This is a genomic window from Pseudomonas bharatica (genome assembly GCF_048586865.1).
Taxonomy (GTDB): domain Bacteria; phylum Pseudomonadota; class Gammaproteobacteria; order Pseudomonadales; family Pseudomonadaceae; genus Aquipseudomonas; species Aquipseudomonas bharatica.
The window spans coordinates 23,053-43,831 of record NZ_JBMAWR010000008.1 but is presented as its reverse complement, the minus strand read 5'-3'; the positions used below and the strand labels follow the sequence as shown (position 1 = coordinate 43,831).

Sequence of the window (20,779 nt, the reverse complement as noted above, 5' to 3'; positions counted from 1 at the left end):
GCCTCATCGCCGGCAACGCCGGCTCCCACAAGGTCCTGCGGTGTACGCGATAACCGTGGGAGCCGGCGTTGCCGGCGATGAGGCCAGCAGCCACACCCCATCAGAAGTGGGTGGTCACCGACACGCCATAAGTCCTGCGGTCACCCCGCGCATCCCAGGCAATGTCGAACGGCAGCGGCACGCTGTCGGTCTTGTAGCGCTTGTCGGTGAGGTTGTTCACATAAGCGCTCAGGTCCAGGTCCTGCTTGCCGGCGAAGTGATAGGTCAGGCTGGCATTGCCCAGCGTGTACCCGCCCTGCGACACGCTATGGTCCTCCTGGGCGGTCGGCAGGAAGTAGATGCGGCTCTGGTAGCGCCAGCTGTTGTCCAGGGTCACGGCATCACCGCCTTCCAGCGGGATCCGGTAGCTCGCCCCCACCGACAGGGTCCGCTCCGGCGAGCGGGCAATGCGGTTGCCCGAGTAGTCCGGACCGCCCGGCGAGGAGAAGTCCTTCAGTTCGGTATGCAGCAGGCCCAGCGAGCCGCGCAGTTGCAGGTTCTGCAACGGCAGTGCCTGCAGTTCGAATTCGGCCCCGCGAATCACCCCGGCACCGCTGTTGGTCAGCAGCGACACCACCTGCCCGTTGCTCACCGAGACGGTGTTCACCTGGATATCGGCGTAGTCGTAATAGAAGACGTTGGCGTTGGCGATCAGGCGCTCGTCGAACCATTCGCTCTTGATCCCCAGTTCGTAGGCATCGACGTTCTCCGGCGCCACCACCGAGGTTTCCGCCTGCACCGTAGCGCCGCCATTGAAGCCGCCGGAGCGGAAGCCCTTGGCATAACGGAAATACACCCGGGCGTTGTCATTGAGCTGGTACTCGGGGGTGAAATCGTAGGTCAGCTTGTTCCAGGTGCGTTTCTCGTCCTGGGTGGCGACGGTGGCCAGGGTACCGGTGTAGGTCTTCCACCAACGGTTGCTGCTGGCGAAGGACACGTCCGCGGCATCCGGCGAAGCGACGCGATTTAGGTCGATGTCCTTGGTCTCGCGGGTCCAGCGCAAGCCCAGGGTGAAACTCAGATCATCGCTGGCCTGCCAGGTGCTGCTGCCGAACAGCGCGTAGCTGGTGGTGCTTTGGTCAAGGTCGGTGCGGCCATAGCTGGCGACGCCGAAGGGCGCGTTGTAGGCGGTGGGCAGGATCGCGCTGCTGCTGGTGCTGTCGAGGCTTTCGTGGAACAGGTGGGTGCCGACGATCCAGCTCACAGGCTGGTTCCTGGGCGAGGAAAGGCGCAATTCCTGGGACACCTGGCGCCAGTGATCGTCACCCCAGGAGCGGCCGAACTCGTAGATGCCCATGTTGGGACCCTGGGCCTTTTCCTGGATGTCGTCGAAGGCGGTGATCGAGTCCAGGGCCAGCTCGCCGAGGTCCCAGTGCAGGTTGAGCTGCACGCCGTTGTGTTCGATGCGGTCCTCGCCCTTGCCTGTGAAGGCGGCTTCATCGTCCTTGAGCGCCGGTGCCGGGCCGAACAGCGTGGTGCCGCCAGGGCCGGCGCCCCAGGCACGGGTGGCGATGCCCTGGCCCTTGTAGTCGCGGGAGCGGATCTGCAGGGTGGCATCGAGGTCGTCGCTCAGGCGGGCGAGGATCTGCGCGCGCACCGCCTGGTCATGCACGTCGCCGACGGTGTGGCCATCGACGATGTTCTTCAACTGGCCGTCCTTGCTCTGGTCGACGAAGGCCACCCGGGCGGCCAGGCGATCATCGACGAGCGTGCCGCCATAGGCCCCCTCGTACAGGCGCGAGTCGTAATTCCCGGCGTCGAGCTTGAAGTAGCCGTTGCCCTCTTCGAACTGCGGCTTGCGCGAAACGAAGTTGATCGCCCCGCCGGTGGTGTTCTTGCCCCACAGGGTGCCCTGGGGCCCGCGCAGGATTTCCACCCGCTCCAGGTCGTAGAGCGGACCGCCGGTGGCGATATGCGGGCTGATATAGGTGTCATCGACATAGATGCCCACCGGGTAAACGGTGGTCGAGGCCATATCGCCGGAGCCCATGCCGCGGATGTACCAGCGTGGCCGCTGGTTGCCGGCGAACTCGGGAGCGATGGCGTTGGGCACATCCTGCAGGGCCTTGCCGGCGGTAAAGCCGCCACCGGTCTGTTCGATGCTCTTGCCGGACACCGCGGAAACCGCAGCGGCGACGTCCTGCAACGATTCCTCGCGCTTCTGCGCGGTGACGGTCACGGTGGGCAGGGCATCGGGCTTGTCGGTGTCATCGGCCAGGGCGGCGTGGATGGGCAGCAAGGTCGTGGCGATCAACAGCGCCAGGGGCTGGCGGCGCAAAGGCAGGGTCATGGGCAGTTCTCTGATTACGGACTGGCTGCACCATGGCAATGCCCGTGCCAGAGGCTGGGAGCCTTGTGAATCAAGGGCTGTGGCGGGGATGGGGGTTTGACTGCTTTGTCAGGAACAGTGGCTCAGCAGTGGATTGCTGCTTCCCGAACAAACACCTCGGACCCTGTGGGAGCGGGTTTACCCGCGATTACGGTAGTGGATTCACCATCGCTATCGCGGGTAAACCCGCTCCCACAGGTTCATTGCAAGTCAGTGCGTTCTGCGCTCCTTATCAGAACGCCAGACCCACCTTCACGCCGAACTCGTCACGCTTGAGCTTGGTGTTGTCGGCCACTGCCGAGTCCTCGTCCAGCTTGTATTCGGTACGGGTGTAGTAGGCGCCGACCTGGATCGGCATGCCGCCCTGCTGGTTCATCAGCAGGCTGACTTCGGCGTAGGGGTTGGTGCGGTCCTTCAGGTCGACGCTGTCGCTGCCGAAATCCTCGACCTTCAGGCGCGCACGGCCATCGATGGTGTGGCGGGCACCGACTTCGACGCGCAGGGTCGAGGCATCGAACTGGTGGTTGTAGCCCAGTGCAGCCTTGGCGAATGGCGATTTGACGGTGAGCTTGGTGTCGATGTCGTTGATGTCCGGCTCGAAGCGCGACCAGCCGTAGCCGCCACCCACGCTGACATCGACGAAGTTGCGCGCATCCAGCGCGGCACGCCAGCCGAGGTCGAGGTCGGCCTGGGCTTCCTTGAGCTTGTTGTCGTTCTTCTTGCCGTACTTGGCCTCGGCTCCGATCTGGTAGATGAAGCCGGATTCGGCGGTGAGCTTGTTGCCGAAAGTGGCGAACACACCGCCCTGGCCCATATGGCTGTCGTCGGATTCGCTGCCGCCTTCGAACTTGAACTTGTCGTAGCTGCCCGTCAGACCGAGGGTAAACAGCGGGTCGGTGCTCGGCGCGGCGACGGCAGCCAGGGGAGCCCCCAGAAGGGCCAGGATGCAGGTCGGGACGAGCAGGTTACGGGTACGCATTGGTGAAGCCTCCATGACGGTAAACGTATTAACGAATGCAGGGCTTCGAGGGAATGGTCTGTAGGAAAGTTCGAAATAAAGTGAAAGTTTTGTGAAATCTGTCGCACAAGCCGAGGCTCTGGTACGGGCCTCGCCCAGGTTTTTCGGGTGTTTGGACCGGCCTCATCGCGGGTGAACCCGCTCCCACAGGTTATGCAATCCCCTGTGGGAGCGGGTTCACCCGCGATGAGGCCGGTACAGTCACCCAATAAATGCCAGCGGCGCCCGCGCCGCCCGCACAGCCGCCATCTGCCGATCGAACTCCGGCAACAGATAATCGAAGCAGAACCCGGCACTCTCCAGCTTCTCCCGCCGCAGCGGCTGCGCCAGCCCCTCGGCACAGCGGGCACTCCGGGCCCAGGCAAAGGCCAGCAGACTGATGGAGCACAACTGCAGGAAGTCCCCCGCCGCCCGATAAGGATACTCGCCATCCCCGGCACTGAACGCCTGCAGCTCCGGCAGCAATCCCTCCAGACCGTCGCACACCTCGCCCAGCGCATCGGCGTACACCGAGCCGCTCGCCTGCGCTTCCGCGCGCAGCTCGGCGAGCAGCAGGCCGAAGCCCTCGCCGCCATCGCCGAGCACCTTGCGCAGCAGCAGGTCGTTGGCCTGAATCTCGTTGCTGCCTTCGTAGATCATGGCGATGCGGCTGTCGCGCAGGGTCTGCTCGATGGGGAACTCCGCCGTGTAGCCGTACCCGCCGAACACCTGCAACGCCTTGCTCGCCAGCTCGAATCCCTGGCTGGTGAAGCTGGCCTTGACGACAGGCGTGAGCAACGCTGCGAGGGTCTCGGCCTTGGCACGCTGCGCCGGGTCAGCCGCTTCGGCGGCGATATCCAGCCAATGCGCGGCCCAGTAGCCGATGGCGCGCATGCCTTCGGTACGCACCCGCAGTTCCAGGAGAATCCGGCGCATGGCCGGGTGCAGGTGGATCGGGTCGGCCAATGCCGGCGCGACGCCCTCGGGATGCCTGGGGGCGCGCATCTGTCGCCGCTCCAGGGCGTAGTCACGGGCCACTTGCCAGGCCGCTTCGGCATGTCCCAGCCCCTGCAAGCCAACATGCAGGCGCGCCGAGTTCATCATCACGAACATCGCCGCCAGCCCGCCGTGTGGCCGGCCCACCAGCCAGCCGCGAGCGCCTTCGAAACGCAAGGCACAGGTGGCGCTGCCGCGAATGCCGAGCTTGTGTTCCAGGCCATCGCAATGCACGCCGTTGCGCTCACCGCCGTCCAGCCATTTCGGTACCAGCAGCAACGACACGCCCCTGCTGCCGGCAGGTGCATCCGGCAAGCGGGCGAGGACGAGATGAAGGATGTCGTGGCTCAGGTCATGCTCGCCACCGGAGATGAACAGCTTGTTGCCACTGACCGCATAGCTGCCGTCGTCCAGCGGCTCGGCGCGACAGCGCAGCAGACCGACATCGCTGCCGGCCTGGGGTTCGGTCAGGCACATGGTCGGCAAGGTCTCGCCGCTGACGATGCCGGGCAGATAACGCGCCTGCAATTCGGGCGAAGCGTGGGTCTTCAGGCACAGATAGGCGCCATGGGCGATCCCGGTGTACATGGCCCAGGCATGGTTGCTGGCGTAGAGCATTTCCAGCAGCGCCGCATCCAGTACCTGGGGCAGGCCCTGGCCGCCCTGCTCCACCGCGCAGGCCAGCGCCGGCCAGCCGCCTTCGACATAGGCGCGGTAAGCCGCCGGAAACCCCTCCGGGGTGATGACTTCGCCATCCACCAGCCGGCAGCCCTGGCGATCACCCGGGGTGTTCAGCGGAGCGAGGACCTGGCTGGCGAAGCGCGCCGCCTCTTCCAGCACCTGCCCGGCAAGGTCGAAATCGACCTCGGCGAACGCCGGCATTTCCCGCCAGTCGCGGTCGGCGCGCAGCCAGTGTTGCAGCACGAATTGCATATCGCCCAAAGGCGCCCGGTAGGCCATGGGTTACCTCGTTCAAGCAGCGAATTGGGGGTTTTCGATCAACAGCGCCATGCCCTGGCCGCCACCAATGCAGGCCGCGGCGATGCCATAGCGCAGGTTGCCTTCGCGCAACTGGCGAGCGAGGGTCTGCACCAGGCGCAGGCCGGTGGCCGCCAGCGGATGGCCGAGCGCGATGGAACCGCCATGGACGTTCAGGCGCTCGGGGTCCAGCTCCAGCGCACGGGCCACCGCCAGCACCTGTGCCGCCTGTGCCTCGTTGATCTCGAAGCGGTCGATCTGCTCCAGGCGCAAGCCGCTGCGCTCCAGCAGCAGGCGGATCGCCGGGGCCGGGCCGATGCCCATGGTCCGGGGCGGCACGCCGACGGCCGTGGCCATCAACAGCCGGGCCAAGGGTGGCCGCTCGCAGGCCGAGTAACGACAGACCAGCGCCGCCGCTGCACCATCGACCGCCGCGCAACTGTTGCCGGCGGTCTGTACGCCGCCCCCGTGGATGGCCCGCAGCCGGGCCAGCGCGGTGGCATCGGTAGTACGGGGATGGCTGTCACGAACGACTTCGCTGACGCCCCGGGGCAGTTCGATCCCCCGTGGCAGGCAATCGTCCGCTTCGAAGACTGCACTGCGTACGGCGGCGATTTCCTCGTCGAACCACCCGGCCGCCTGGGCGGACAGGGCCCGCTGATGGCTGCGCAAGGCCCAGGCATCCACCGCTTCCCGGTCCAGCCCGTACTCACGGGCCAGGTTCTCGGCGGTACCGATCATGTCCACGCCAGCCGCCGGGTCGTACAGTGCCTCCCAAAGAAAATCCTTGAACCCGACCGGCGCCCCCAGGCGGAAGCCGCCGCGGTGCTCGTACGCCGCAATCGGGTTGCGCGACATCGACTCCGCGCCCACGCACAGCACCCGCTGCACGCCGTCACGCAACTGCTCGCCGGCCTGGCGCAGCAATTCCAGCCCCGTGCCGCAGATCCGCTGTACCGCCAGCGCCGGCACCGCCTGCGGCACGCCGCTGTACAGGCCGATATGCCGGGGCAGCATGTACGCATCGAAACTGGCCTGGGCCATGCTGCCGGCCAGCACGCTGTCGACGCTGCCCGGGGCGAGCGCCGCCCGTTCCAGCACCGCCCTGCCCGCATGGATGCCCAGGTCGATGGGCGATACCCCGGCCAGCGCGCCACCGAGGTCGACCCATGGCGTACGCGCCATCTCGACGATCGCCACATCGTCGAAACGGCTGCACAGGCTCATGGTTTCCCTCCGGCGCGCACTATGCCCGGTGCCTCGCCGCGATACAGCGCCTCGACCTGGGCAGCCCGCCGTTGCAGCACAGCACGCTGGTTGATCGAGCCCTTGTCGGTGATCTCGCCCTGGTCGATCGAAGGCGCTTCCTCCTGCAGGGCCAGCCATTCCAGGCGGCTGGCATTGCCCTGGGCGTCGCGGTTCAGGCGCTCCAGCCAGTCGGCGAACCAGGCGCGCACCGGGGCGCTGGCCAGCACTTCGGCGTCACTGGCCTGCCCGTCCAGCCCCGCCAGTTGCCGGCATTCGGGCAAGCGCGGGAAGACCAGGATGCCCAGGCATTCCCGATCCGGCGCCGCCACCACGATGTCCTGCACATAGGGCGAGCCCTCCAGCACCGCGCGGTTGCGCAGCGGCCCGACGCTGACGAAGACCCCGGACGAAAGCTTGAAGTCCTCGGCGATGCGGCCATCGAACATCAGGCCGAGCTGGCTCTGCTGCGGATCGGCAAGCTTGATTGCGTCGCCCGAGCAATAGAACCCTTCGTCGTCGAACACTTCGGCAGTCTGCTGCGCCGCGCGCCAGTAGCCGGGCATGATGTGCGGGCCGCGGAAGCGGCCTTCGAGCTTGTCGCCCACCGGCACCAGCTTGACCTCGCACCCCGGCGCCGGCAGGCCGATATAGCCGGCCATGGACAGCGGTCCGGTGGTGAAGGTGCAGGACGGCGCGGCCTCGGTCATACCCAGCCCAGCCATCATGCGGATGCGTTCGCCGCAGTGTTGCTCGGCGATGCGGTCGAGCCGGTCCCAGATACTTTGCGACAGCCCCGCCGCGGCGAAGAAGAACAGCTTGATGCGGGCAAAGAACACCTCGCGCAGCCCGGCGTCCTGCTCCAGCGCCTTGACCAGCTCTTCCCAGCCCTTGGGCACGGTGAGGTAGGCCGTGGGCGAAATCTCGCGCAGGTTGCGCAGGGTCTCGGCGAAGCCCTGGGGCGTCGGCTTGCCGGCATCGAGGTAGAAGCTGCCGCCGTTGTACAGGACGATGCCGAGGTTATGGCTGCCGCCAAAGGTGTGGTTCCACGGCAGCCAATCCACCAGCACCGGCGGCTCCTCGGCGAACACCGGGAAGGTCTGCAGCAGCATCTGCTGGTTGGCACAGAGCATGCGCTGGGTGGTAATCACCGCCTTGGGCAGCTTGGTCGAGCCGGAGGTAAACAGGAATTTGGCGATGGTGTCGGGGCCGGTGGCGGCAAAGGCAGCGTCGGCTCTGTCCAGGTCGGTGGGCTCCAGCAGCGAAGCGAAATCGATCGTCTGGCGCCCCTCGACGACGCCACGCACGCTGATCACCGCCACCGAAGGGTCCAGCACCGCGTCGATGGCACGCTGGAACGGCTGGCTATCGCTGACGAAGACCACGCCCGGGGTGAGCACCTCGCAGACATGCCGCAGCTTGGCGAAGTCCTGGGACAGCAAGGCGTAGGCCGGCGACACCGGGCAATAGGGAATGCCCGCGTACATGGCGCCGAGGGCGATCTGCAGGTGCTCGATGTCATTGCCGGACAACAGCGCCAGCGGACGCTCGGCGCTCAGGCCCAGGTCGAGCAGGTGAGCGGCGATGGTCCGCACCTGCCGGAGCATCGCGGCGTAACTGATCTCGCGCCAGGCACCGCCGTTTTCGCGGGCGGCGATAAAGGTCTGCCCGGGGCGTACTTCGGCCCAGTATTCCAGGCGTTCGAGCAGGCGCGCAGGCAGCGGCGCCAAAGGCTCCAGCGCACGCATGCGCAGGATGCCCCCGACATCACTGACTTCAACCTCGGGATGACCGATGGACACCTGCCGATAGCGCGGAGGTTGGGCACGGTCGGTCGGCCGTGGACTGGCTTCGGAATTCACGCAGGTTGCTCCTTGTTCTTGTTGTCTGTCGTGCCGCCGCCCGGATGCGCCAGGCGGCGGGTACTGCCGGGCGGATCAGATGGGGTAGTGACGGGCACCGTGCTGCAGGGTGATCCAGCGCAACTGGGTGAACTGGTCGATCGCCGTGCGGCTGCCGAAACTGCCGTAGCCACTGGACTTGACCCCGCCGAACGGCATCTGCGCCTCGTCGTGCACGGTCGGTCCGTTGATATGGCAGATGCCCGACTCGACCCGCTGGGCCAGGGCCAGGGCGCGGCTGGTGTCGCGGCTGAAGATGGCCGAGGACAAGCCGAACTCGGAGTCGTTGGCCAGGGCCAGCAGCGCCTCGTCGTCCGTACCACGCAGAACCACCGCCACCGGACCGAAGGACTCCTCGCGATACAGGCGCATGCTGGCGTCCACCCGGTCCAGCAGGGTCGGCTGCAGGATGCTGCCGTCCAGCTGGCCGCCGCAGACCAGGCGTGCACCCTTTTCCACGGCATCGTCGATCAGCGCCTTGATGCGCTCGCCGGCGCCGCTGTCGACCAGCGAACCGAGCACGGAGGCCGGGTCCTGCGGATCGCCGGCGCGCAGGGTGGCGATCTTGGCGGCGAGCTTGTCGACGAAGGTGTCGGCGATCTTCTCGTCCACCACCAGGCGTTCGGTGGACATGCAGATCTGGCCCTGGTTGAAGTAGGCACCGAAGGCCGCCGCTTCGACGGCGGCGTCGAGGTCGGCATCGTCCAGCACCAGGAACGGCGCCTTGCCGCCCAGTTCCAGCAGCGCCGGCTTCAAGTGCCGCGCCGCCAGCTCGCCAACGATGCGCCCGACATGGGTCGAGCCGGTGAAATTGACCCGGCGCACCGCCGGGTTGGCGATCAGGCGCTCGACGATCTTCGGCGCGTCGGCCGGATCGTTGCTGATCACGTTGACCACACCATCGCCCAGGCCGGCGTCCTGCAGCACCTGGCCGATCAGCCGATGCACCGCCGGGCTCAGCTCGGAGGCCTTGAGCACCACGGTATTGCCGCAGGCCAAAGGCATGGCGATAGCGCGGGTGGCGAGGATCACCGGGGCGTTCCATGGCGCAATGCCCAGGACCACGCCGCAGGGCGCCCGTACGGCCATGGCCAGGCTGCCGGGCACGTCGGAGGGGATGATTTCGCCGGTGATCTGGGTGGTCATGGAGGCTGCTTCACGCAGCATGCCGGCGGCCAGCTTGACGTTGAATCCGTACCAGTTGGCCATGGCCCCGGTCTCGCCAGCGGCGGCGATGAACTCGGAAGTACGCGCCTGCAAGGCATCGGCGGCGGCCAGCAGGCGGCTGCGGCGTTCGTTGGGGGCCAGGCGCGACCAGGCCGGAAAAGCGGCGCTGGCCGCGGCAACCGCAGCGTCGGCGTCGTCCAGGGTGGCGGCGGCCACCCGCGACACCACTGCCCCGGTCACCGGGTTGCGCCGTTCGAAGGTTCGTCCGTCACTGGCGGGACGCGACTCGCCGCCAATCAGCAAAGGCACCTGCAACATGCTCGTTCCTCGTTAGTTGTCTTTATCGGGAAGCACGCGATGGCGACGTCGCTGGACGTCGCCGTGGGCATTCAGCGTTTATACGCCTGCAGGCCCGGCTTGATGCTCTTGTCGTCGAGGAATTGCTTCATGCCCTGCTCGCGACCGCCTTCGGTGTCCAGCAGGCGCGACTGGTCGAGCTTGGCGTACAGGTAGTCTTCGTTCTGCTCCCAGGTCAGCTCGCGGCAACGCTTGAAGCCGTTCTTGGCGGCGCGCAGGACCACCGGGTTCTTTTCCAGCAGGTTCAGCGCCAGCTCGCGCGTGGTCTGGCGCAGTTGCGCCAATGGCACGCTTTCGTTGACCAGGCCCATCTCGGCGGCTTTCGGCCCGCCGAAGGTCTTGCCGGTCATGATGTAGTACAGCGACTGGCGATGGCCCACGGTGTCGGCCATGGCCTTGCTCACCAGGTTGCCCGGCGGGATACCCCAGTTGATTTCCGAGAGGCCGAAGGTGGCTTCGTCGGCGCAGATTGCCAGGTCGCAGGCCACCAGCGGGCTGAAACCGCCGCCGAAGCACCAGCCGTTGACCATGGCGATGGTCGGCTTGGCGTACATGCGCAGCAGCTTCCATTGCCATTGCGAGGCTTCGCGACGGATCTTTTCCTGGAGGATCTCGGGGCCGGCGTCCACTTCGCGGAAGTATTCCTTGAGGTCCATGCCGGCGGTCCAGGACTCGCCCGCACCCGTCAGCACCAGCACGCCGGCCTGCGGGTCCTGCTCCAGGGTTTCCAGGACATCGACCATCTCGCGGTTGAGGGTCGGGCTCATGGCGTTGCGTTTGTCCGGACGGTTCAGGGTGACCCAGGCGATGCCCGATTCCAGTTCGACCTTGACGGTGGTCCAGCGGCCTTCGTAGTTGCTCATGTGATGCACTCTTGTTGTTCGAGGTGATGGTTAGCAAGCTAATCGAGCAAATTAGTTATGTCAATTAACTATTATGAAAATTATCCTTTCCCCAGAATCAGTAGAATGGCTTTCTTTGCTGAGCGCGCTAGCCATATCCCCTTCGGGCGGGCAAACTGGGTAACTTTCTTACTCATGATCCAAGGAGTTCCGCTTCCGATGGCAAGGTCCGCCCGCAACACCGACACCGCCCCCGAGCCGGCCCCGGCGCTGGATGCCTCCCTCGAAGACCTGATCGGTTACGCGTTGCGCCGTGCCCAGTTGAAGCTGTTCCAGAACCTCATCGCCCGGCTCGCGGTGCACGACCTGCGCCCCGCGCAGTTCTCCGCGCTGGCGATCATCGACCAAAGCCCCGGGCTGATGCAGGCCGACCTGGCCCGCGCCCTGGCCATCGAGCCGCCGCAGGTGGTGCCGTTGCTGAACAAGCTGGAAGAGCGGGCGCTGGCGGTGCGCATTCGCTGCAAGCCGGACAAGCGTTCCTACGGGATCTTCCTGAGCAAGACCGGGGAAGCGCTGCTCAAGGAACTTCGGCAGATCGCCAGCGACAGCGACCGCGATGCCACGGCGGCGCTGGACGACAGCGAGCGCGCGGAGTTGCTGCGCTTGTTGAAGAAGGTGTATCAGGAATAGACAGCACGCCGCGTACCCTGTGGGAGCCGGCGTTGCCGGCGATGAGGCCCGCCCGGACAACATCATTGTCTTTTCAGGCCTCATCGCCGGTAACGCCGGCTCCCACAGGGTTGTGTGTCAACCGTGAGATGCGGGTTACCAGATCGGCAAGGTGTAGGTCACGATGAACCGGGTCTGGTTTTCGTCCCTGAACGCCGCGCCCGTCGGGAAGTCATTGCGGTAGATCGACTTCCTCGCCAGGAACCCGACGTTCTTCATCGGCCCGCTCTGGATCACATAGCCCAGCTCCATCTGGAACTCACGCTCCTTGCGGTCGTCGGCATTGAGCGAGGCCAGCTCGATATTGTCCCCGCGCACGTAGCGCAGCCGGCTCTTGAGCCCCGGCACGCCGAGGGCGACGAAGTCGTAGTCGTAGATCGCCTGCCAGGTGTGCTCCTTGGCGTTGAGGAAGTCCGAACTCATGGTCAGCTCGCTCATGCCCATCAACTCGGTACCCGACACATAGGGCGTGGCCGAGTCGCCGCTGGAGTGCATGTAGCCGACGCCCAGCCTGTGCCCGCCCAGGCGGTAGCTGAACATCGCCGAGGCGTTGACGTTGTCCACCCTGCCCGCTCGTGCCTGGCCGTCCTCGCGGCTGAAGAAGCTGCGCAGGTCGGCGCTGAAGGTACCGTCACCGATGCCCTGCTCGTAGAGTGCGGCCAGGGTGTCCTGCTGGTAGAGGTCCTTGAGCTCGGCATGATAGGCACGAAACCCGAGGGACTTGTTCAACTGGTAGTCAGCGCCGGCATAGAGCATGTGCGGCGAGGTTTCCGGGCCACGGAAGCGGCCATTGGGCGAGGCGATCGCCATGCGCTCGTAGCTGGTGGAATCGCGCTTGTTGATACGGTCCAGGTAGCCGGCATTGACGGTCAGGCCGTCGATTTCCTTCGAGCTCAGGGTGGTGCCGCGGAATGTCTGCGGCAGCAGGCGCGACGGACTGGCGAAGGCGAACGGCAGGAAGATCAGGTTGTCGCCGCTCTTCACCGTGGTCTGGCTGATCCTCATCTTGGCGGTCATTGCCAGCCGCGAGTAATCATCGGCCGCGACCTTGTCGCTTTTCGACACCGGCAGCAGTTCGGTGCCGCTGCGATGAGGCGCCGAATCCAGCTTCAACCCCAGCAAGCCCCGGGCATCCAGGCCGAAGCCCACCGGCCCTTCGGTAAAGCCGGACTCGACGAACAGATTGAAACCCTGTGCCCACTCCCGCGCGGCGCTCTTGGCGCCGCCGTCCTTGTAGTCGCGATCCAGGTAGTAGTTTTTCAGCGCAAGGTTGGCGTGGCTGTCTTCGAAGAAGCCGCCAGCCAGGCTCGGGGTGCTGGCCAATGCCACCGCCAGCGCCAGGAAAGCGCGGGTATCACGAACGCAGTGCTGCATAAGGGGAGTCCACTCTTGTTGTTTTTGTTTTCTGGCAGTCGGGCGACGTATCGGGCGTCGCCTCGCAGCGGAGAATGGAAAGGCAGCCAGGCTCCGTCAACGGCAAATGACCGATAATCGAACATTAATTTTATTAACTATTCGATCACGACCGGGGGATTTTCCGTCGCGCCGGCGTCTAGCGCAAGCCTCTTCAAAAGCCTCGTCGATCAGAAAAAACCAGCTGCAAAAATAGTTATTCTTGTTATCTTGTTTTCACGCCGGCGTCCGAGACCGGTGCAAGCAGAACTACAACAACAAGAACGAGGCCATGCCATGGACACTTCACTGCGTCGTCCGACGCTGACAATCGCTTTGTGTTTCATCGTCGCGCTGATCGAGGGTTTCGACCTGCAATCGGCCGGCACCGCGGCTGCCGGGTTGCGCCAGAGTTTCGAGCTGGACCCGAAGATGCTCGGCTGGGTATTCAGTGCCAGCATCATCGGCCTGTTGCCGGGAGCGTTCTTCGGCGGCTGGCTGGCCGACCGGATCGGGCGCAAGAAAGTCCTGGTGGCGGCGGTCATCCTGTTCGGCGTGTTCTCCCTGTGGACCGCCTATGTCGCCACCTATAACCAGTTGCTGCTGGCCCGGCTGATGACCGGCCTGGGCTTGGGCGCCGCCCTGCCCAACCTGATCGCCCTGTGCGCCGAAGCGGTGGGCGAGCAACGGCGCAGCACCGCCATCAGCATCATGTATTCCGGGGTACCGCTCGGTGGTGCGCTGGCAGCGGTGGTGGCGATGTTCTCCCATGATCACTGGCAGATGACCTTTATCATCGGTGGCCTCGCGCCCCTGCTCGCGGTCCCGCTGATGCTGGTCATGCTTCCGGAATCCCGCGCCTTCCAGCAGGCCGGTGCGGTGCTGCAACGGCCTTCCACGTCCAGCGCGCTGTTCGGCGAAGGCAGGGCCAGTGCCACGCTGATGCTGTGGCTCGCCTACTTCTTCACCCTGACCGTGATGTACATGCTGCTCAACTGGCTGCCGTCGCTGCTGATCGGCCAGGGCTTCAGCAAGCCGGATGCCGGGCTGGTGCAGATGCTGTTCAACGTCGGCGGCGCGCTGGGTTCGCTGCTGGGCGGCATGCTGCTGGACCGTGGCAGCCCGCAGCGGGTCACCCTGTGCATCTATGCCGGCCTGCTTGTATCGCTGGCCGGGCTGGGGTTGTCGGTGGGCGTGACGGCCATGGCCATTGCCGGGTTTGCCGCAGGGCTGTTCGTGATCGCCGCGCAACTGGTGCTCTACGCGCTGGCCCCGCCGCTGTATCCGACCGCCGTACGCGCTACCGGTGTCGGGGCGGCAGTGGCCATCGGGCGCCTGGGTTCGGTGAGCGGACCGCTGGCGGCCGGGCAGATCCTTGCGGCCGGTGCCGGGACGGCCGGCGTGCTGCTGGCCGCTTCGCCGGGGCTGGTGGTAGCGGCGCTGGCGGCGATCCATGTGATGCGGCATTCCGGACAGGCTGCGGAGGCCGTTTCCGCACCGTTGCAGAAAGCCGGGTCCTGATGTCTATTTCACCCAGGGCATCCGCGTCTTCCACGCTTCAATAGTCATACCGGTCCACCGCCCTGCGCCGCTCGTTGTCATCGCGCATATCGTAGTTGGCGGTGGTCTGGATATTGCTGTGGTGCGCCAGTTTCTGCGCGATGGACAGGTCATGCTCCTCGATCACCCGGGTAATGAACGACCGGCGGAAATCGTGGGGCATGATCTTCACCCCCACCTGTTGTCCGCGCTGGCGGGCGATGTAGTAGATCGCGTGCTTGGTGATGCGCTCGCGGGTGATATGGCTGCCGCGGCGAATGCGGTTGAACAGGAAGCCATCGTCCTGGACGCCCGGCGGTAACTGCTGGCGACGGAACGTCAGCCAGGCATCGAGCTTTTCGAAGGCCCAGGCCGGGGCGTACTTGATCAACTGCTTGTTGCCCTTGCCCAGCACCTGCAGGCTGCGCTCGGCAAAGTCCACCTGGGCCAGGTCGATGTTCACCGACTCCGATTTGCGCATGCCGGTCCCGTACAGCAAAGCGATCAGCGCCGCATCGCGCAGGCCCTGGGGCCGCGGATCGGCGGCGCAGACCTCCATCAGTTCGCGGATCAGGCTGCGCTTGAGGTTGCGCCCCACCGGCAGGCGGGTGCCCTGCACGCCCTTGACTTCGCGAATGCGCAACAGGCGCTCCTGGTCGATCAGGCCCAGGCGCCAGGCTTCGTTCATCACGCCACGAACGGCATTGACGTAGAGCGACGTGCTGTTAGGCGCGTAGCCATCGCTGCGCAGGGCGGCAACCAGATCGGTGATATGCGCGGGTTCGAGCTGATGCCAGGGCACGTCGCTGATATCGCACTCGTCGAAACCGAGACGGTCGGCAGCGTCCTGCAGCACATAGTTCATGGTCAACTGGCTGGAGGGGGCCAATCGGGCGAGGTATTGCAACAACGGGTTGGGCAGTGACTCGGGCAAACCTTGGGGTTCCTCGGCGGGTAGCGATGCGGGGCAGGATGACCGAGCCCCCGTACGCGAGCAAGTGCTTTCCGGCGTACGCGAACCTCACACCAGCCGCTCGAAGATCGCCCCTTCGACGCCCAGCACCTCGCCGTCGCCGGAATAGATGCCAACCCCCGTCTCCCACACGTCCTTGATCTGCCCACCGGCGCTGCGGATCCGGTAGCTCAGTTGATAGGGCTCGTGCTTGAGCAGCGCGCATTGCACGCAGTACCAGATGTACTCCGCATACTCGTCGAGGATCAGCGAGCCGTAGCTGCGCTCCGGGCTGGAGGTCAGGTATTCCGGTGGATAGCCGGTCAATGGCAGGCACCCTGCGCTGACGTACTCCATGTACCAGGTGCGGTCGTTGCGCCCGCGGTAGATCAGCCCCGGCAGTTCATCCAGCAGGCCGGAAGCGAACGGAATCGGTGCAGCAGGCATCACCGGTGCACCGCGATGCACCCTCGTGGCCAGGGCCAGGCGCGAGCCGAGGCGGAACTTGCGCAGCAGATTGCGCACGTAGATCTTCACGGTGCCGTCGCTGATTCCCAGTTCCCGGGCGATCTGCTTGTTGCTCAGGCCCGCGCCGATCAGCGCCAGGGTCTGGCCCTCGCGCTCGGTGAGGTCGTCCCGCGCGATGGGCGACTGCAAGGCATTGTCCATCCCTCTCCTCCTGCAACCCTGGGGAATTGATTCCCAAGGCAGCAACTTTCGTGCCCTGCGGCGCCCACTACTCCTTTTGGCATACCCCCTCTAGCGGATTGAGCGAAATTTCCTGAGGAGAAATTATTTCCCTCACGAAGAAACAGCCGCAGAGAAAAGCCATGACCGATCACCCTTTCAGCGTCCCCCGCTACGAGCCCCAGGCCGGGCCGGCGGATCTGCTGGTCACGCAGTACCGCGACGCCGGGTATCCCGCCGCGCAGCAGCTGGTGCAGGGCGATTACGCCAGCAACGCTGCCTTGCAGCAGGCCCTCGCCGCCCGCCTTGAACTGGCCCGCTGCGGCCTGCGCCTGGAATTGCGCGGCGACGAAGCCTTCATCTGGCCGCTGCAAGCCGTGGCCCAGGCCGCCGGCCTGCAGGGCGATGAAATCCTCCTCAGCCGCTTGCCGGGCAGTCGCCGGGTGTTCTGCGTGCACTGCGCCCAGTGCCAGCCGGCCAGCGCCGCCGAATCCCTGACCTGCGCCCACTGCGGCGTGCAGCTGGAGGTGCGGCGCCACTTCTCGCAACGCCTGGGCGCCTACCTCGGTGTGTGCGCCGATGCCGACCAACCCTACGCCGACTTGCCGAATGCCGACTTGCCGAATGGAGAGCCCCGCCCATGATCGATGTCCGCGTCGCCGCCATCCATGAACTGACCCCGGTGATCCGCGAGTACCGCCTGCAAGCGATCGACGGCGCCCTGCCCGGCTTTTCCGCCGGCAGCCACGTCCAGGTGCACCTGCCCGATGGACGACGCAATGCCTATTCGCTGCTCGGCGACCCGGCTGACAACCGTGAATACCGCATCGCCGTGCGCCATCAGGACAACTCCCGGGGCGGCTCGCGCTACCTGCACCAGGTGCTGTGCAGTGGCGATCACTTGCGCATCGGCGCCCCGGCCAATCTCTTCCCGCTCTACAGCAAGGCCCGGCAGCACCTGCTGGTGGCCGCAGGGATCGGCATCACGCCCTTCATGGCCCACAGCCGCGAACTGCTGCGCCGCGGTGACGACTTCGAGCTGCACTACGCCTACCGCAGCGGCAGCAGCGATGCCTACCTGGGCGAACTGCGCCAGTCGCTCGGCCCGCGCTTGCACGAGTACCCCGCCGGCATCCGTCGCCTGGATGCCCGGGCCCTGCTCAAGGACCGCTCACTGGGCGCCCACGTCTACAGCTGCGGCCCGCAATCCTTGCTGCTGGCGATAGCCGAACAGGCCGCGGCCCAGGGCTGGAGTCCGCGCCGCGTTCACAGCGAAGCCTTTGCTGCGGCCGAGCCGGGCCTGCCCTTCAGCGTCGAGCTGCAGCGCAGCGGCCGCCAATTGCAGGTCGGTGCCGAGCAAAGCCTGCTCGAAGCCCTCGAAGCCGCCGGCGTCGAGATCCCCAACCTGTGCCGTGGCGGCGTGTGCGGCCAGTGCCAGACGCCTTACCTGAAAGGCGACGTCGAGCACCGCGACCACTTCCTAGCCGCCAACGAGCGTGCCACCAGCCTGATGCCCTGCGTATCCCGTGGCTGCGGCAGCCCGATCCTGCTGGATATCTGACCCCGGAGCCTTCGCCATGACCCTGACCTTCAAGCCGCTGGAAACCTACCGGGACGACTTCAGCTTCGCCAACAGCGCCGAAGCCATCGCCCGCTTTCCCTTCCCGTTCCCGGAAGACCAGTACATGTACTCGGTGAACCTGGAGCCGGCCACCTCCCGCGATCCCGGCTCGGTGTTCGAGCACCTGTTCGACGTCGATGAGCATTACGTCTCGGAGATGGCCGAGCGTGCCCGCGTGCTCGAACTGGACCCGCAGCGCTGCCTGGTGATGCCGCACATGGCCCAGGCCGCCTGGGACAGTGTGGCCCTGCTGATGCAAAGCCTGGCCACGGACTACCCGCAACACTTCCGCCTGGCCCGCGACGGCGATGCCTGGCATTGGCAGAACCTGGCCCTGGGCATCGACCAGCGCTTCACCTTCGGCGACCCGGCCACCCTGCCCTGCGAGCCGCTTGAGTACATCACCCGGCAGATGCAGGGCGACTTCGCCCTGCTCGACCAGCGCGACAACGACCTGTTCATGGACGCCGGCATGGTCACCTGCCCGGCCGACTGGTCGCTGCGCTTCGACGCCGGCATGAGCTTCCAGCAATGGCACGCGCCGGTGCCCATGGCCCATCGCGCCGGCGTGTTCGAGCGGGCCTTGAAATACCTGCTGAACATCCAGGTCGGCCAGCCGGTGCGCCGCCTGAACTGGACCCTGACCATCAACCCGCGCCTGGACACCTCGCCCGAAACGTATCACCAGTGGGGCAGCGACCGCGGCAAGGTCACCGCCGACAACGCCGGGGCCCTGGTGCACCTGCGGGTCGAGCTGCAACTGATGGTGCGCCTGCCGCGTTCCAACGCGCTGATGTTCAGCATCCGCACCTACCTCATCAGCCTGGACGAACTGGTCACCAACCCGGCCTGGGCGCAACGCCTGTACCGGGTGATGCGCGACCTGCCGGAGCCGATCGCCGACTACAAGGGCATCAGCCGCTACCGCCAGCCACTGCTGGACTGGCTGCGACCGTTCGATCCCCAAGCCTGAACCCGACTCATCACGACAAAAGGACATTTACCATGGCCAACTCCTGGCGCATCAGCGCGCTCCGCGAACGCCACCTGGCGCTCGGTTCGAAACTCGAAGACTGGAACGGGATGGGCACTGCCTGGACCTACGCCAGCGATCTCGCCGACCACCACGAAGCCATCCGTACCCGTGCCGGCCTGATGGACGTTTCCGGGCTGAAGAAGGTCCACTACGTCGGTCCCCATGCCGAAAGCCTGCTGCAGGACGCCACCACCCGGGATATCTCCAAGCTCTATCCGGGCAAGTCGGTGTACGCCTGCATGCTCAATGAAGACGGCACCTTCGCCGACGACTGCATCGTCTACCGCACCGGCCCCAATGCCTTCATGGTGGTCCACGGCGCCGGCAGCGGCCACGAGATGCTGGTGCGCTCGGCCCAGGGCCGGCAGGTGGCGGTGCTGTTCGACGACGACCTGCACGACCTGTCGCTGCAAGGGCCGAAGGCCGTGGACTTCCTCGCCGAGCATGTTCCCGGCATCCGCGAGCTGCCGTACTTCCATCACCTGCAGACCAAACTGTTCGAACGCCCGGTGATGATCTCCCGCACCGGCTACACCGGCGAACGTGGCTATGAAATCTTCTGCAAGGCCGCCGACGCGCCGCTGATCTGGGACAGCATCCTCGAGAAAGGCGCCGGCCACGGCATCATTCCCTGTGCCTTCACGGCCCTGGACTGGCTGCGGGTCGAGAGCTACCTGCTGTTCTACCCCTACGACAACTCGCAGATGTACCCCTTCGCCGACCAGAAGGCCGGCGACACCCTGTGGGAACTGGGCCTGGACTTCACCGTGTCCCCCGGCAAGCAGGACTTCCGTGGTGCCGGCGAGCACCTGCGCCTGCAAGGCAAGGAGCGCTTCAGGATCTACGGCGTGCTGCTCGACGGCCACAGTGCCGCGCAGAACGGCGACACCCTGTGGCACGACGGCCGCCAGGTCGGGGTGATCACCTGCGCCATGTACTCGCGCCTGACCGAACGCTCCATGGCCATCGCCCGGGTCGAACCGCAGATCGCCACCCAGGACCTGCCCCTTGAAGTGCGCGGCAGCCTCGTCGCCAAGGCCATCGCCCACAGCCTGCCGTTCGACGATCCGGAAAAGAAAAAGCGCACCGCCAAGGGCTGACGAGACCACGACCATGACCCACTACATCCTCAAGATCAGCTGCCCGGCCACCTCCGGCATCGTGGCGGCGGTGACCACCTACCTGGCCGGGCGCCAGTGCTATATCAGCGAACTGGCGCAGTTCGACGACGAACTGGCCGGGCGCTTCTTCATGCGCGCGGTGTTCCGCTTCAACGACGGGGTCAAGCCCGGGCTGGATGCCCTGCGTGAAGGCTTCACCGATATCGCCATGCCCTTCGCCATGGACTGGGAACTGTTCGAAGGCAACCGGCCCATGCCGGTGCTGCTGATGGTCAGCAAGTACGACCATTGCCTGACCGACCTGCTCTATCGCCATCAGAAAGGCGAGCTGGACATGCGCATCACCGCCATCGTGTCCAACCACCTCGACCTGCGGGCCATGGCCGAGCGCGAGGGCATCCGCTTCGTCTACCTGCCGGTGACCAAGGACACCAAGGCCCAGCAGGAGGCCGCGCTGCTGCAACTGGTGGAAGAAACCGGCACCGAACTGGTGGTCCTCGCCCGCTACATGCAGATCCTCTCCGATGACCTGTGCCGCCAGCTTTCGGGACGGGCGATCAATATCCATCACTCGTTCCTGCCCGGCTTCAAGGGCGCCAAGCCCTATCACCAGGCCTATGCCCGGGGCGTGAAGCTGATCGGTGCCACCGCCCACTACGTCACCTCGGACCTCGACGAAGGACCGATCATCGAGCAGGAAGTGCAGCGCGTCGATCACGCCTGGCTGCCCGACGACCTGGTGCGCATCGGCCGCGACACCGAGACCGTGGCCCTGTCGCGGGCGGTGAAATACCACCTGGAGCACCGGGTGTTCCTCAACGGCGAGCGCACGGTGATTTTCCGCTAGCCCT

17 protein-coding genes are annotated in these 20,779 nt (G+C 65.8%); 7 read left to right on the top strand and 10 right to left on the bottom strand.

Annotation, left to right across the window (positions count from 1 at the left end):
• Positions 1 to 100: 100 nt before the first annotated feature.
• The 7 genes from ACKLLE_RS11745 to ACKLLE_RS11715 form a co-directional block, all read right to left on the bottom strand.
• Positions 101 to 2,329, bottom strand: coding sequence for a TonB-dependent receptor (locus ACKLLE_RS11745; protein ID WP_420058047.1), 2,229 nt, complete (start codon positions 2,327 to 2,329; stop codon positions 101 to 103).
• A gap of 271 nt (positions 2,330 to 2,600) precedes the next feature.
• Complete coding sequence (locus tag ACKLLE_RS11740) at positions 2,601 to 3,347, bottom strand: outer membrane beta-barrel protein (RefSeq protein WP_420058046.1); 747 nt, start codon at positions 3,345 to 3,347, stop codon at positions 2,601 to 2,603.
• A gap of 240 nt (positions 3,348 to 3,587) precedes the next feature.
• On the bottom strand, positions 3,588 to 5,321 hold the full coding sequence (locus tag ACKLLE_RS11735) for an acyl-CoA dehydrogenase family protein (RefSeq protein WP_420058045.1): 1,734 nt from the start codon (positions 5,319 to 5,321) through the stop codon (positions 3,588 to 3,590).
• A gap of 12 nt (positions 5,322 to 5,333) precedes the next feature.
• Positions 5,334 to 6,566: a thiolase family protein gene (locus ACKLLE_RS11730; protein ID WP_420058043.1), complete on the bottom strand. Its 1,233-nt coding sequence runs from the start codon at positions 6,564 to 6,566 to the stop codon at positions 5,334 to 5,336.
• The gene (locus ACKLLE_RS11725) at positions 6,563 to 8,446 is read right to left on the bottom strand and encodes a feruloyl-CoA synthase (protein WP_420058042.1); all 1,884 of its coding nucleotides are present in this window, start codon (positions 8,444 to 8,446) and stop codon (positions 6,563 to 6,565) included. The genes ACKLLE_RS11730 and ACKLLE_RS11725 overlap by 4 nt, the downstream gene beginning before the upstream one ends.
• 75 nt (positions 8,447 to 8,521) lie before the next feature.
• Positions 8,522 to 9,970, bottom strand: coding sequence for an aldehyde dehydrogenase (locus ACKLLE_RS11720; protein ID WP_420058041.1), 1,449 nt, complete (start codon positions 9,968 to 9,970; stop codon positions 8,522 to 8,524).
• A 71-nt stretch (positions 9,971 to 10,041) separates the two neighbouring features.
• Positions 10,042 to 10,872, bottom strand: a complete 831-nt coding sequence (locus ACKLLE_RS11715; RefSeq protein WP_009400868.1) for a p-hydroxycinnamoyl CoA hydratase/lyase — start codon at positions 10,870 to 10,872, stop codon at positions 10,042 to 10,044.
• Between the two features lie 198 nt (positions 10,873 to 11,070).
• On the opposite strand from ACKLLE_RS11715, the gene ACKLLE_RS11710 reads away from it, so the two are divergent.
• Positions 11,071 to 11,541: a MarR family winged helix-turn-helix transcriptional regulator gene (locus ACKLLE_RS11710; protein ID WP_064304187.1), complete on the top strand. Its 471-nt coding sequence runs from the start codon at positions 11,071 to 11,073 to the stop codon at positions 11,539 to 11,541.
• A gap of 135 nt (positions 11,542 to 11,676) precedes the next feature.
• Here the strand turns inward: ACKLLE_RS11710 and ACKLLE_RS11705 are convergent, their stop codons facing one another.
• Complete coding sequence (locus tag ACKLLE_RS11705) at positions 11,677 to 12,954, bottom strand: OprD family porin (RefSeq protein ID WP_420058039.1); 1,278 nt, start codon at positions 12,952 to 12,954, stop codon at positions 11,677 to 11,679.
• A 315-nt stretch (positions 12,955 to 13,269) separates the two neighbouring features.
• On the opposite strand from ACKLLE_RS11705, the gene mhpT reads away from it, so the two are divergent.
• Positions 13,270 to 14,493 (top strand): 3-(3-hydroxy-phenyl)propionate transporter MhpT, encoded by a 1,224-nt coding sequence (gene mhpT, locus ACKLLE_RS11700; RefSeq protein WP_420058037.1) that lies wholly within the window; start codon positions 13,270 to 13,272, stop codon positions 14,491 to 14,493.
• Between the two features lie 37 nt (positions 14,494 to 14,530).
• Here the strand turns inward: mhpT and ACKLLE_RS11695 are convergent, their stop codons facing one another.
• Both ACKLLE_RS11695 and ACKLLE_RS11690 read right to left on the bottom strand, forming a co-directional pair.
• Positions 14,531 to 15,445 (bottom strand): site-specific integrase, encoded by a 915-nt coding sequence (locus ACKLLE_RS11695; RefSeq protein ID WP_064304184.1) that lies wholly within the window; start codon positions 15,443 to 15,445, stop codon positions 14,531 to 14,533.
• Between the two features lie 87 nt (positions 15,446 to 15,532).
• Positions 15,533 to 16,132, bottom strand: coding sequence for a LuxR C-terminal-related transcriptional regulator (locus ACKLLE_RS11690; protein WP_064304183.1), 600 nt, complete (start codon positions 16,130 to 16,132; stop codon positions 15,533 to 15,535).
• Between the two features lie 161 nt (positions 16,133 to 16,293).
• On the opposite strand from ACKLLE_RS11690, the gene ACKLLE_RS11685 reads away from it, so the two are divergent.
• Genes ACKLLE_RS11685 through purU form a run of 5 tightly spaced genes read left to right on the top strand, consistent with a single transcriptional unit; the run spans position 16,294 to position 20,775 of the window.
• Positions 16,294 to 16,794: a dimethylamine monooxygenase subunit DmmA family protein gene (locus tag ACKLLE_RS11685; protein ID WP_420058035.1), complete on the top strand. Its 501-nt coding sequence runs from the start codon at positions 16,294 to 16,296 to the stop codon at positions 16,792 to 16,794.
• The gene (locus tag ACKLLE_RS11680; protein WP_420058033.1) at positions 16,791 to 17,711 is read left to right on the top strand and encodes a PDR/VanB family oxidoreductase; all 921 of its coding nucleotides are present in this window, start codon (positions 16,791 to 16,793) and stop codon (positions 17,709 to 17,711) included. Before ACKLLE_RS11685 ends, ACKLLE_RS11680 begins: the two co-directional genes overlap by 4 nt.
• 16 nt (positions 17,712 to 17,727) lie before the next feature.
• Positions 17,728 to 18,744 carry a heme-dependent oxidative N-demethylase family protein gene (locus ACKLLE_RS11675; protein ID WP_420058032.1) on the top strand — a complete coding sequence of 339 codons (1,017 nt, stop codon included), beginning with the start codon at positions 17,728 to 17,730 and terminating at the stop codon, positions 18,742 to 18,744.
• A 32-nt stretch (positions 18,745 to 18,776) separates the two neighbouring features.
• Positions 18,777 to 19,907, top strand: a complete 1,131-nt coding sequence (locus ACKLLE_RS11670) for an aminomethyl transferase family protein (protein ID WP_420058031.1) — start codon at positions 18,777 to 18,779, stop codon at positions 19,905 to 19,907.
• 13 nt (positions 19,908 to 19,920) lie between these two features.
• Positions 19,921 to 20,775, top strand: coding sequence for a formyltetrahydrofolate deformylase (gene purU, locus ACKLLE_RS11665; protein ID WP_420058030.1), 855 nt, complete (start codon positions 19,921 to 19,923; stop codon positions 20,773 to 20,775).
• Positions 20,776 to 20,779: the final 4 nt, after the last annotated feature.

Bases quoted from the DNA above. Each gene is read 5' to 3' on its own strand.
- ACKLLE_RS11745 (WP_420058047.1), bottom strand. From the start codon at position 2,329: ATGACCCTGCCTTTGCGCCGCCAGCCCCTGGCGCTGTTGATCGCCACG.
- ACKLLE_RS11740 (WP_420058046.1), bottom strand. From the start codon at position 3,347: ATGCGTACCCGTAACCTGCTCGTCCCGACCTGCATCCTGGCCCTTCTG.
- ACKLLE_RS11735 (WP_420058045.1), bottom strand. From the start codon at position 5,321: ATGGCCTACCGGGCGCCTTTGGGCGATATGCAATTCGTGCTGCAACAC.
- ACKLLE_RS11730 (WP_420058043.1), bottom strand. From the start codon at position 6,566: ATGAGCCTGTGCAGCCGTTTCGACGATGTGGCGATCGTCGAGATGGCG.
- ACKLLE_RS11720 (WP_420058041.1), bottom strand. From the start codon at position 9,970: ATGTTGCAGGTGCCTTTGCTGATTGGCGGCGAGTCGCGTCCCGCCAGT.
- ACKLLE_RS11715 (WP_009400868.1), bottom strand. From the start codon at position 10,872: ATGAGCAACTACGAAGGCCGCTGGACCACCGTCAAGGTCGAACTGGAA.
- ACKLLE_RS11710 (WP_064304187.1), top strand. From the start codon at position 11,071: ATGGCAAGGTCCGCCCGCAACACCGACACCGCCCCCGAGCCGGCCCCG.
- ACKLLE_RS11705 (WP_420058039.1), bottom strand. From the start codon at position 12,954: ATGCAGCACTGCGTTCGTGATACCCGCGCTTTCCTGGCGCTGGCGGTG.
- mhpT (WP_420058037.1), top strand. From the start codon at position 13,270: ATGGACACTTCACTGCGTCGTCCGACGCTGACAATCGCTTTGTGTTTC.
- ACKLLE_RS11690 (WP_064304183.1), bottom strand. From the start codon at position 16,132: ATGGACAATGCCTTGCAGTCGCCCATCGCGCGGGACGACCTCACCGAG.
- ACKLLE_RS11685 (WP_420058035.1), top strand. From the start codon at position 16,294: ATGACCGATCACCCTTTCAGCGTCCCCCGCTACGAGCCCCAGGCCGGG.
- ACKLLE_RS11680 (WP_420058033.1), top strand. From the start codon at position 16,791: ATGATCGATGTCCGCGTCGCCGCCATCCATGAACTGACCCCGGTGATC.
- ACKLLE_RS11675 (WP_420058032.1), top strand. From the start codon at position 17,728: ATGACCCTGACCTTCAAGCCGCTGGAAACCTACCGGGACGACTTCAGC.
- ACKLLE_RS11670 (WP_420058031.1), top strand. From the start codon at position 18,777: ATGGCCAACTCCTGGCGCATCAGCGCGCTCCGCGAACGCCACCTGGCG.
- purU (WP_420058030.1), top strand. From the start codon at position 19,921: ATGACCCACTACATCCTCAAGATCAGCTGCCCGGCCACCTCCGGCATC.